Below are 10,451 nucleotides of genomic sequence, written 5' to 3'. Positions count from 1 at the left end.
AAATAACGATAGATATTGGTGACGAAAAATATTTTTTCGGGCACTTGAGATGGTGAAAACCATTGATATATCAACATTTATAGAGGGAGGACAACAAACATGAATTTAGCAGGAATGATCGACCATACGGCACTGAAGCCAGAAACATCACGTGCTCAAATCGAAACACTCTGTAAAGAAGCATTAGAATACAAATTCGCAAGCGTCTGTGTTAACCCAACTTACGTCGCGTTAGCAGCAGAACTCTTAAAATCAGATGATGACGTCAAAGTCTGTACAGTCATCGGCTTCCCGCTTGGAGCAAACACTCCAGAAGTGAAAGCATTCGAAACAAAGGATGCGATCCAAAACGGTGCTACAGAAATCGATATGGTTTTGAACATCGGCGCATTAAAAGATGGTGATCTTGAGTTAGTAGAACGTGACATTCGTGCGGTTGTCGAAGCGGCAAACGGTACACTCGTTAAAGTCATCTTCGAAAACTGCCTTCTTACAAAAGAAGAAATCAAAACAGCTGCTGAACTTTCAGTTAAAGCAGGTGCTAACTTCGTGAAGACATCGACTGGTTTCTCAACGGGTGGTGCAACAGTTGAAGACATCCGTCTCATGCGTGAGACAGTTGGTCCTGACATCGGTGTTAAAGCATCTGGTGGTGTTCGCGACTTCGAAGGTGCAAAAGCAATGATCGATGCAGGTGCATCGCGCATTGGTGCATCAGCAGGAATCGCAATCGTTACAGGCGGTTCGTCTGACAGCGACTACTAAGAATATCTGGCATGCCCCTCTTGTTTAGAGGGGCATGTTTTTTTTTATGGGACTATTCTGAATTTAAATTTTGTATTAAGAAGTCGGACATCGCTTCCGATAATCAGATGTAGAATGTCGGAAGGATGTGGAATGAATGAAACGATGGAGTGGAATCATACTGGCATCGACACTTAGCCTCGCAGGGTGCGGCAGTGTCATCGATGATCCAGAACGGGCAGTCAAGGAGCGGAAGGAAATGGCAGTCGTCTTGTCGGATGTGGGTCTTGGCGATCAATCATTCAGCGATGCGGCGATGAGTGGTATGGCGTTGTTACGGGAGAAGGAAGGCTGGTCGATCGATTACCGAGAGTTGAATGAAACAAAGACTTATAAAGCAGCATTCGAAGCGTTAGCGAAAAAGAAACCGACCGTCATCGTCGGGCTTGGCTTTATGGGACAGACGGATCTTGAAACCGTTGCTAAAAAATATCCAAAACAACAATTCGCTTTGATTGATGCTGTATCGACGTTACCGAACGTACTCTCGGTTACGTTCAAAGAGGACGAAGGAAGTTACTTAGCGGGTGCGGCTGCAGGGATTCAAACGAAGACGAACACGATTGGTTTCATCGGTGGGATGAAGTCGCCTCTGATCGAGAAATTTGAAAAAGGATACATAGCTGGCGCTAAAGCAGTCAATCCAAAAACGAAAGTACTCGTCGAATACGCAGAGGACTTTGCAGCCCCGGAAAAGGGACGGACGCTCGCAAACGAAATGATGCAGAAAAAGGCAGACGTATTATACGCAGCTGCTGGATTGACGGGAAGCGGTGTCCTGGAGGCAGCGCAAACGAAGGGGAAAAAAGCGATCGGTGTCGATAGCGATCAAACCCCGATCGCGCCTGACGCTGTCATGACGTCAATGCTAAAACAAGTTGATCTTGCGATTACGAAAATCGGACAAGATGTGGCTGCGAAAGGTCTACAGTCCGGACAAGTCGTCCTGGGTGTCAAAGAAGGGGCAATCCAATTGGCTCCAATCCGAAACACGAACTTTACGGACGGGGAACGAAAAAAATTAGAGCAGCTACAACAAGACGTGCTCGAAGGTAAGGTGACGATTCAATGACGTTACGGAAACGATTTTTACTCTCAACGTTAGTGACGATTTTGAGTGTCGTCATCTTGATGGGATGGACCTTGTTCCAACTCCGTCAAATTCAGTCCTATAACGAAGATTACGGGAAACAGCTCGTTGAGATTTCAGAGCTTGAAACGAAGCTCTTATATGAACAGGCAGCATGGAACCGACTAGCAAGCCAACCGTCTGAAAGTCAGGCGGAGCAAGTACAGGCTCTTAGTAAAAAGAACGAACAAGCATTGAATCAGCTACAAAAGACATATTTGATTCCGGCATTCCAAGAAGAGTTGAACCGGGCGGATATGAAATATAAGACGCTTTCTGCGAAACGGATGGAACTGACGGACGCAATGAATCCGATTGAGATTCGCTCCCATGCCGCACGAATCGAAGGTGTCCTCAGTGATCTATACACGTTACATACGAAAAATGGAGAGTTTTATGATGTCTTACAACGTGAAGCAAAAGACGAGACATTGAACCTGACGCGGACCGTATTGATCGCGACATTCATTCTCCTGATTGGTCTTGCGTTATACAACTGGTACTTCGCACGTAGCATCACACGACCGATCAGCCGTGTCGTCCGGACAGCAGAACAGATTTCGGACGGAGACTTATCGCAGGAATTAGTCGTATCCGGTCGAAAAGATGAGATTGGTCGACTCGAGACAGCGGTTGCGCAGATGCAAGGAACTTTGCATGAGGTCATCGGAACGATCAGTCGTTCGTCGAATACGATTCGTCAGATGAGTACGGAAGCAACGACAGAGAACGCAAACATCGTTGAAGTTTCTGGCAACATGACCCATGCGATCAATGAAATGGCAAGTGGTACTCAAACGGTGTCGGACGATATCCAGACGACAGTCAGTACGATGTCCGATATGCAACAGCTCTTTGAAGAGAGTGAACAACGCGCGCAAACCGCTTATGCAGAAGGACAGGCGGCCGATCACGTGATGGTTCAAAGTAGTTCCGTCATGGAACAGCAAGCACGGTCACTTCGCGCGTCAACAGAACAAAATCGCGAACTCGGTCAGAAACTGGAAGGTTTCCTAGAGCAGACGCAACAAATCGAACAGATGGCACAACTCGTCGCCGGAGTCTCCGCACAGACGAACTTATTGTCACTCAACGCGGCCATCGAAGCGGCGCGGGCAGGGGAAGCCGGTCGTGGATTTGCCGTCGTAGCAAGTGAAGTCAAAAAGTTAGCCGACGAGACACACGAGGCGACGCGCTCAATCTTCTCACTCGTCCGTTCAATTCGTCAGGACGGTGCTGTCTTACAAGAAGCACTCGTGCAAGCAGAGCGGGAGCAGACAAACCAGGTCGAGAACTTCACACACGTTCAACAAGCATTCGGCGAGACGCGTCAAAAGGTAGCAAACGTGACAGAAACACTTGATTATGTAACGAAACAACTCGTTCATTCGAAAGAACAAGCCCGCCATGTCGTTGGTCAAGTCAGCACAGTCAGTGGCGTCATGGAAGAACTTGCAGCTGGAAATGAAGAGATTGCTGCATCGATGCGCGATCAACAGGCATCGTTCGAACAGATTCATCAATTGATGCAAGAACTTGAGTCAACGACGACGTCGCTTGATAGTCAGACACATCAATTCAAAATTTAATGAACACAGCAAAAAGTGCACTTCTTCTCGGAAGAGAAGAAGTGCACTTTTTCTTGAATCGACTTAGAAGAAGCTTTCTGGATCGAGCTCATTCGTCCGTCCATTCGCATCATACTGGTACCCACCATCGTGGATTTCAAAATGCAAGTGTGGACCAGTCGAGTTACCGGTGCTTCCGAGAACACCGATTTGCTGTCCTTGTTTGACTTGTTGTCCCTGTTTGACGTTCAAGGCATTCATATGGGCATAAACGGTCGTATACGTTTTTCCGTCGATATTATGAGAGATATAGACGTGGTTGCCGTAAGGACCACCTGAACTTGCTAAAATGACTGTTCCACTTGCAGACGCGACGATTGGCGAGTTGAGTGGACCAGCGAAGTCGGTTCCATTGTGGTACGCATAACCATTACTTCCGCTTGCTGCACCCATTCCTTGCGAAACAGAGCCTTGAGCAGGTTTGATGAATTTACCTTTTGCTTTTGAGATGACTTTCGTACTAGCCTTGCTAACAGATGCTGGTGCTGCCGATTGTTTCGCAGCTTTTGCGGCAGCTGCCTTTGCTGCTCGGGCTGCTGCTTTTTCAGCTGCTTCCTGTGCCTTCAGTTGGGCCGATGCCTCTTTCAGGCTGAGGATGTTAGATTCGATTTTTTTCTTTTGCGACGTCAGACGCTTCAAAAGTGCTGTGCGCTTTTGTTTTTCTTGTTTCAGTTCACGTTGTTTCTTTTTTAAAACATTACGATCTTCAATCAAGTCTTGGCGTGTCTGCTTTAGTTCTTCTTTCGCAGCTGCCAGTTCTTTTTTGTTTGATTCGTAATCTTTTAACAAAGAAGCATCGCTTTCCGCAATTGTATTAAAGGCATTGAAACGGCTGATCATATCACCGACATCTTTTGCGCCGAAGACGGCTTCAAGGAGCGGGGCGTTATCAGCTTTAGACTGGCGAACTGCCAAGCGATCACCGAGCATTTTTTCTTGCTTCTTGATTTTCTTTTGTAACTTCTCGATCTTATCTTCTAATCGAGCGATCTGTTTCGTGTTTTCGTCGATCTTCTTTTGATTCTCGACGACTTGTAATGTCAGCCCATTGATTTGTTGATCCAGGGCGTAGACTTGTTGCTGTGCTTTAGATAATTGATTATTTTTTTGAGACAACGCCTCGCGTTGCTTCGATTGTTGTTGCTGATTTTGTTGTTGCTTCTCTTTATATGAACTTGCCGCGTCGACCGGAGTTGTCGTCATGAGCGGACTTGCGAGTAGAGTGAGTGTCATGAGCGATAGCCCAAGTGACTTTCCGAAAGGTCGTTTCATAAACTAAGCGTCATTCCTTTCCCGTGTGAAGTGTTACCTTTCCCACTCTAACAAGAAAATCGGAAAATCCACTTTACAATTCTTTTAAAAAAATGCAAGAGAAGCTAGCGAAAAGAATGAAGAATTTATGAAAATAATGATGCGTGAACAGAAGTATAAACAGAAAATGTTGATATAAAAGGAAAAATTAATGTGTAGTAGATTGATTTCTGAATGATGTCAGGAGATATATTTTTGTAACATCGTATAAATAGAAGGTTTATTAATGTTTGAAAAAGGTATAAGTATAGTTTTTGAAATGAAAAAGTGCCCCGAAAGGCACTCCATCCGAATCATTCCTCATAAATCATCTTTCGTGTCATTCCACCGTCTAGGACCAGTGTTTCGCCCGTCAAGAAATCGTTATCTGGGTGTGTTAGATAGAGAGCCGCACGAGCGACATCACTTGGTTTTCCGACGCGACCAGCTGGATGTTGACTATGATCTTCAGGTGATAATTCTTGATAGTCACCAGTTTCAATCCAACCCGGGGCAATCGCGTTGACGAGAATACCGTCTTCTCCAAGTGAGACAGCAAGTGCATGTGTGAGTGCAAAAATACCACCTTTCGTCGACGCATAAGATTCTGTATGCGGTTCCGACATGAAGGCGCGGGTCGAAGCAAGGTTGACGATCCGACCTCCACTTTTACTTTGTTTTAAATAGGGTGTAGCCGCCTTGGTCGTTAGGAAGATGCTGCGCAGGTTCGTATGGTGAACCCGATCCCATTCCTCAAGTGACAATTCAAGGAGCGGTTTTCGGATCATGATACCGGCGTTGTTGATAACAATATCGATGCGACCAGTATGTTCAATCGCCTTTTCGATTAATAGTTGAACGTCTTTTTCATGTTGGATATCCAAGTGATAGAAGTAAGCCGTCCCTCCATCTTCTTCGATTTGTTGGACCAGTTCGTCTCCTGTCATCTGATCGATGTCAGCAAGAACGACATTTGCGCCTTGCGCAGCGTAGGTGCGGGCGAGTTCTGCACCAATTCCATTCGCGGCTCCTGTAATGATGACGGTTTGATTAACATGATTCATAAAAAATCATCCTTTCTGTAACGCTTCTCTCCCTTTTTTACCGTTCCATCATATCCTGAAACCTGACAGGATTATCATCCGTAGGAACAGGGAAATAGAAAAGCGTTGAAGTTACTTTAGAATGGGGGAAAATAGGAATGAAATTCTCAAATCAACAATTAGAAAAACAAGAACATCAATATGCCGAAGATGCAAAAGATTATATCGATCGTCCGGAAAAGACGAACTCGCTGTTACAACGCGCAACTGCGAAGGTGAACAGTAACTCTCGTTTGTCCGTCGTCTTCTCGCCGTTGACGTTGTTCGTCGACATGATTCGCGCGTACCAATCAGGTGAATACCGTAACATTCGTCGTACAACGATCTTAAAAGTAATCGGCGCGTTGATTTACCTCGTGTCACCGATTGACCTCGTACCTGATTTTGTACTCGGATTCGGTTTCGCAGACGATATCGCGGTCATCCTCTTCGTCACAAAAACAGTCTTCGAAGAATTGACACGTTTCAGCGACTGGCAGGATGAACAACAAAAGCGTCGTACACAACCAGTACAAAGTGAGGACGCGTATTAATTAAATTAGATGATCCGAGCGACTTCACACCAGAAGTCGCTCTTCTTTGTCCACAAAGAGCCGTTTCCTGTACGCCTTCTTAAAATTTCGATACACTAGAAATAGTTGGTAAAGAGAGAGGAGGGACGAAGATGGGACATCACTGGATGGAATCATACGGTTATATTGGAATCATGATGACGCTCATGTTTCCATTCATACCGAGCGAAGTACCGCTCGCGTATGCCGGATATCTCGTGCATACCGCACAGGCGAATTTACTATTCATGTTGTTCCTCGCTGTAGTGAGCTTCGTCATCAGTCAAAACCTCTTCTTTACGATTGGTCAGTTCGGGAGTGAACGGTTATTGAATCGTTTATTTAAATGGTTTCGGATTTCGGAAACGAAAATGCTCCAGTTTCAGACACAAATGGAGACAAAGGGACGCTATATCCTTCTTCTGTCTCCGATGTGGCGGATCGGATTTGCCATTGGTGCAGGGTTGACTGGTGTCTCGCGCTGGACATTTACAGTCGTGACGACGATTTCTTTCTTGCTGTGGTCGACCATCTTTATTTGGGGCGGGAAAGCCGTCGGCCATGAATGGCGAAGATTGCATCATCTTAATCATCCAATCGTTTGGATTGGTTTAGGCATGCTGATTACGATTGGCTACTTGATACAAAAAAAGAGAAAAGCAAAAAAAGAGATCTAAAAGGAGTGGGAACATGGCAATTATCTTATTCGATATTGACGGTACATTGATTGATTCAACGGAACAGATGACAGAAGCAATCCATCGGGCGATGGAGGACATGCCGCATCTTCCAAAACCTTCTCAAGCTAGTGTACAAGCAAGTTATGGGTTGGCGGGAAGTGCTTTTTGGCGTAAGGCGATTCCAGAGGCTTCAGAAGAGGATATTCGGTTAATCCGCAAAAAAAGACATGGTCATCTAGAAGCGACGATGGTGGAACAGAACGTCTTGTTCGACGGAATTCGAGACTTGTTAGAAGCGCTAGTTTCAGAGGGACACACTATTTCAACAGCGAGTAATTGTGGCAACCACTATCTAAACCTTGTGCTGGATAGCCAGGATATTCGTTCGTTCTTCACGAGTCCGAAATGCTTAGAATCCGTCAACGGGAAAGAAAAAGCGGATATCTTGCGAGCGCACCGTGAGGAGTTTGGAGAAGCGACTTACTGGATGATCGGGGATCGGTCTTCCGATGTCGAAGCGGCCCGTAAGGAAAACATGCCAGTCGTCTTATGCCAATACGGTTTTGGTACACAATCCGAGTGGGATTCGGCGGACCATGTCATCGAGACACCGCTTGATTTACTGGCAGTAATCAAATAAGTGCATCAAAAAGCCAAGCTCAATCCGTCGATCTTTTAGACGGTCGGCTTGGCTTTTTTTGTGATGAAAGAACGAATAAAGATGAGCTTACTCAAAATCCAGTCGGTATGGTTCTGCACTCATCCATGGACGGAATCTCCGGAAGAGTAGGTGGAACAACAGACAAAGGATGACCGGCAAGACGATGAACAGCCCGAGAACAAATGTCATGTTAAACAATGTCCAGCCTCCTGACATCAGATGTAACGCGTTGATCGGACCGATTAACCCAGACATTCCGAATCCGGCACTGAACGGCGTACCTTGGACACCGAGCATTCCTGCTAGTGCACCAAGTATTGCGGCACTACACATGACCGGAAGAATCATCAAGGGATTACGAATGAAGTTCGCCATCTGGATTTTAGGAGAACCAAGGAAGTGAGCAATCGACGTTCCACGCGAATTCGCTTGCCAGCCGGCGATCGCAAGACCAAATCCAGCAGCGCAGACGCCTAGGTTCGCAGCTCCAGCAGCAACACCCGATAAACTGATCGCTGTCGCAATGCCGACCGTTGAAAGTGGAGAGACGATGAGCACGGAAAAGGCAACGGCAATCAGAATACCCATTAAGACGGGTTGAAGTGCCGTAAAGTCTGAGATGACATGTCCGATCGCTGTCGTGATCCGTGTCACGAACGGATATGTCAAAACACCGATTCCACCGGCTCCAACAATCAAAATCATCGGCATGACAAGCACCGTGTACGTTTTGAAACGTTCACCGATCAATAAGACGATTGCCGTCGCAACAGCTGCTGTCAGACCAGCATTGATGACGTCGCCCGTACCGACGAAGACGAAGGTTGCATCTGCACGAGTCGCAACACCTGATCCAACGACTGTCGCGAGTCCGATCGAGGTGGTGGCAATCGGTGTCACTTTAAATTGCATCGCTACGGCAACACCAATCACCATCGGCAAGAGGCGCATCGCGAGTGTTGTAGCATCTAAAACATGTTGGGCACCGGAGACGTATGGTAACAATGCCTTAGCCAGCTCACCAAGCAGTGCTCCTGGAATAAGGGCAACGAGAATTCCGATACTGAGTCCGTTTAAAACATGAACGGCAAATTGACGCGGCTGACGCAAGATAGATGAATCCATACAAGTCCTCTCCTTATGTAACGCTTTTGTGCATAACAGTATAAAAGTTATGAATTGTGTTTTATCTTACGGTAAGAACAGAAGGGCGTCAAGGAAAAGTTAGAAAATTCCAAACAAGCAAAGGATTCGTCTTTCAGAAACGGAATTGTTACAGTGAAGAAGTAGATTGAATGAGGAGGTCATGAATCATGTCAGAACAACGTATCGTCTTAGCGGCACGACCAAACGGAAAGCCAACAGGGGAAACATTCCGTTATGAATCATTTGAGTTAGCAGAGTTGAAGGAAGGGCAAGTCGCACTGGAGTCACTCTATATCTCGGTCGATCCATACATGCGGGGACGTATGAACGATGCGCGCTCTTACTCGCAACCGTTTGAGATTGATGAACCGATTCACGGGGGTGTCGTTGCGCGAGTCATCGCGTCTAAAAGTGAAGCACTCAAGTCAGGCGATGTCGTCGTCGGGATGCTCGATTGGGCAACAAAAGCAGTCGTCGATGCGAAAACCGTCCGTAAAATCGATGAGCAGATCGCACCGATCTCAACAGCACTCGGTGTTCTCGGAATGACAGGGATGACAGCGTATTTCGGATTGCTTGATATCGGGAATCCACAACCAGGGGAAACGGTCGTCGTATCGGCAGCAGCAGGGGCTGTCGGATCGATCGTTGGTCAAATTGCTAAAATCAAAGGTGCTCGTGTCGTCGGAATCGCAGGAAGTGACGAAAAGCTACAACACTTAAAAGCAGATCTTGGTTTTGATGAAGTCATCAATTACAAAACGGAAGACATCCGGGAAGCGTTAGACCGGACATGTCCAGACGGCATCGATGTCTATTTTGAAAACGTCGGTGGGGAGATCGGTGATGCAGTCCTTGATCGACTCAATCCATTCGCGCGGGTACCGGTTTGTGGTGCCATTTCCGGTTATAACGCACAACAGGACATTGGTCCACGTGTTCAATCGAAATTAATCATCGCGCGTGCGCGCATGCAAGGTTTCCTTGTAGGTGATTACGGTAAACGATTCAAGGAAGCAGCTGAGCAACTCGGTCAATGGGTCAGCGAAGGGAAGTTACAATACGAAGAGACGATCTTTGAAGGATTCGATCGTGTACCAGATGCTTTCCTCGGATTGTTTGATGGTTCGAACACAGGGAAACTATTAGTAAAAGTGAAGTAAATATGCCAAAAGAGGTTACGGAATCATTTCCGCAACCTCTTTTTCTATGGCGTGAGATTCATGAATCTTTTCGATCGCGCTCGAGTTCTTCCGGATCAGGATCCGGATGTTGTGTTTCCGCAGGCTTGATTCCAGGATCTGATGTCTCAGCTGGATCAGGATCCGGGTGAAGACCAACGTCTGCCTTTTCATCTGGTAAATCATGATTTTTTTCGTTTAACATGTCCAGTCATCTCCTTTTATCAGTACGTAGTAATGTTTCCCCGTTTTTTAAATCCAAAACAATGAGGATGCAT

General features: G+C 46.3%; 11 protein-coding genes. 7 read left to right on the top strand and 4 right to left on the bottom strand.

The window, feature by feature from the left end; translation table 11 throughout:
- The first annotated feature begins 99 nt into the window (after positions 1-99).
- From deoC to KNQ15_RS05345, 3 genes are all read left to right on the top strand, one after another.
- Positions 100-765 (top strand): deoxyribose-phosphate aldolase, encoded by a 666-nt coding sequence (gene deoC / locus KNQ15_RS05355; RefSeq protein WP_029341008.1) that lies wholly within the window; start codon positions 100-102, stop codon positions 763-765.
- Positions 766-901: 136 nt separating this feature from the next.
- Positions 902-1,876: a BMP family lipoprotein gene (locus KNQ15_RS05350; RefSeq protein ID WP_029341009.1), complete on the top strand. Its 975-nt coding sequence runs from the start codon at positions 902-904 to the stop codon at positions 1,874-1,876.
- The gene (locus KNQ15_RS05345) at positions 1,873-3,522 is read left to right on the top strand and encodes a methyl-accepting chemotaxis protein (protein WP_047396344.1); all 1,650 of its coding nucleotides are present in this window, start codon (positions 1,873-1,875) and stop codon (positions 3,520-3,522) included. The genes KNQ15_RS05350 and KNQ15_RS05345 overlap by 4 nt, the downstream gene beginning before the upstream one ends.
- A gap of 63 nt (positions 3,523-3,585) precedes the next feature.
- Here KNQ15_RS05345 and KNQ15_RS05340 read toward each other — a convergent pair whose 3' ends face one another.
- Both KNQ15_RS05340 and KNQ15_RS05335 read right to left on the bottom strand, forming a co-directional pair.
- Positions 3,586-4,833 (bottom strand): murein hydrolase activator EnvC family protein, encoded by a 1,248-nt coding sequence (locus KNQ15_RS05340; RefSeq protein ID WP_029341011.1) that lies wholly within the window; start codon positions 4,831-4,833, stop codon positions 3,586-3,588.
- Positions 4,834-5,165: 332 nt separating this feature from the next.
- Positions 5,166-5,915, bottom strand: coding sequence for an SDR family NAD(P)-dependent oxidoreductase (locus KNQ15_RS05335; protein ID WP_047396351.1), 750 nt, complete (start codon positions 5,913-5,915; stop codon positions 5,166-5,168).
- Positions 5,916-6,052: 137 nt separating this feature from the next.
- Between KNQ15_RS05335 and KNQ15_RS05330 the strand changes: the two genes are divergently transcribed.
- The 3 genes from KNQ15_RS05330 (at position 6,053) to KNQ15_RS05320 (ending at position 7,825) form a co-directional block, all read left to right on the top strand.
- Positions 6,053-6,487 carry a YkvA family protein gene (locus KNQ15_RS05330; RefSeq protein WP_047396354.1) on the top strand — a complete coding sequence of 145 codons (435 nt, stop codon included), beginning with the start codon at positions 6,053-6,055 and terminating at the stop codon, positions 6,485-6,487.
- Between the two features lie 131 nt (positions 6,488-6,618).
- Positions 6,619-7,182 (top strand): DedA family protein, encoded by a 564-nt coding sequence (locus KNQ15_RS05325; RefSeq protein WP_047396358.1) that lies wholly within the window; start codon positions 6,619-6,621, stop codon positions 7,180-7,182.
- A gap of 13 nt (positions 7,183-7,195) precedes the next feature.
- Positions 7,196-7,825: an HAD family hydrolase gene (locus KNQ15_RS05320; RefSeq protein ID WP_047396361.1), complete on the top strand. Its 630-nt coding sequence runs from the start codon at positions 7,196-7,198 to the stop codon at positions 7,823-7,825.
- Between the two features lie 87 nt (positions 7,826-7,912).
- On the opposite strand, the gene KNQ15_RS05315 is transcribed toward KNQ15_RS05320, so the two are convergent.
- On the bottom strand, positions 7,913-8,971 hold the full coding sequence (locus tag KNQ15_RS05315) for a PTS sugar transporter subunit IIC (RefSeq protein ID WP_214728146.1): 1,059 nt from the start codon (positions 8,969-8,971) through the stop codon (positions 7,913-7,915).
- Between the two features lie 188 nt (positions 8,972-9,159).
- Between KNQ15_RS05315 and KNQ15_RS05310 the strand changes: the two genes are divergently transcribed.
- Positions 9,160-10,155 (top strand): NADP-dependent oxidoreductase, encoded by a 996-nt coding sequence (locus KNQ15_RS05310; RefSeq protein WP_214728144.1) that lies wholly within the window; start codon positions 9,160-9,162, stop codon positions 10,153-10,155.
- Between the two features lie 58 nt (positions 10,156-10,213).
- Here the strand turns inward: KNQ15_RS05310 and KNQ15_RS05305 are convergent, their stop codons facing one another.
- Positions 10,214-10,378, bottom strand: coding sequence for a hypothetical protein (locus KNQ15_RS05305; RefSeq protein ID WP_023467459.1), 165 nt, complete (start codon positions 10,376-10,378; stop codon positions 10,214-10,216).
- Between the last annotated feature and the right edge of the window lie 73 nt (positions 10,379-10,451).

The sequence above is a fragment of the Exiguobacterium sp. s168 genome, from assembly GCF_018619035.1.
GTDB lineage: Bacteria > Bacillota > Bacilli > Exiguobacteriales > Exiguobacteriaceae > Exiguobacterium_A > Exiguobacterium_A acetylicum.
This window is presented reverse-complemented; position numbering and strand designations above follow the sequence as displayed.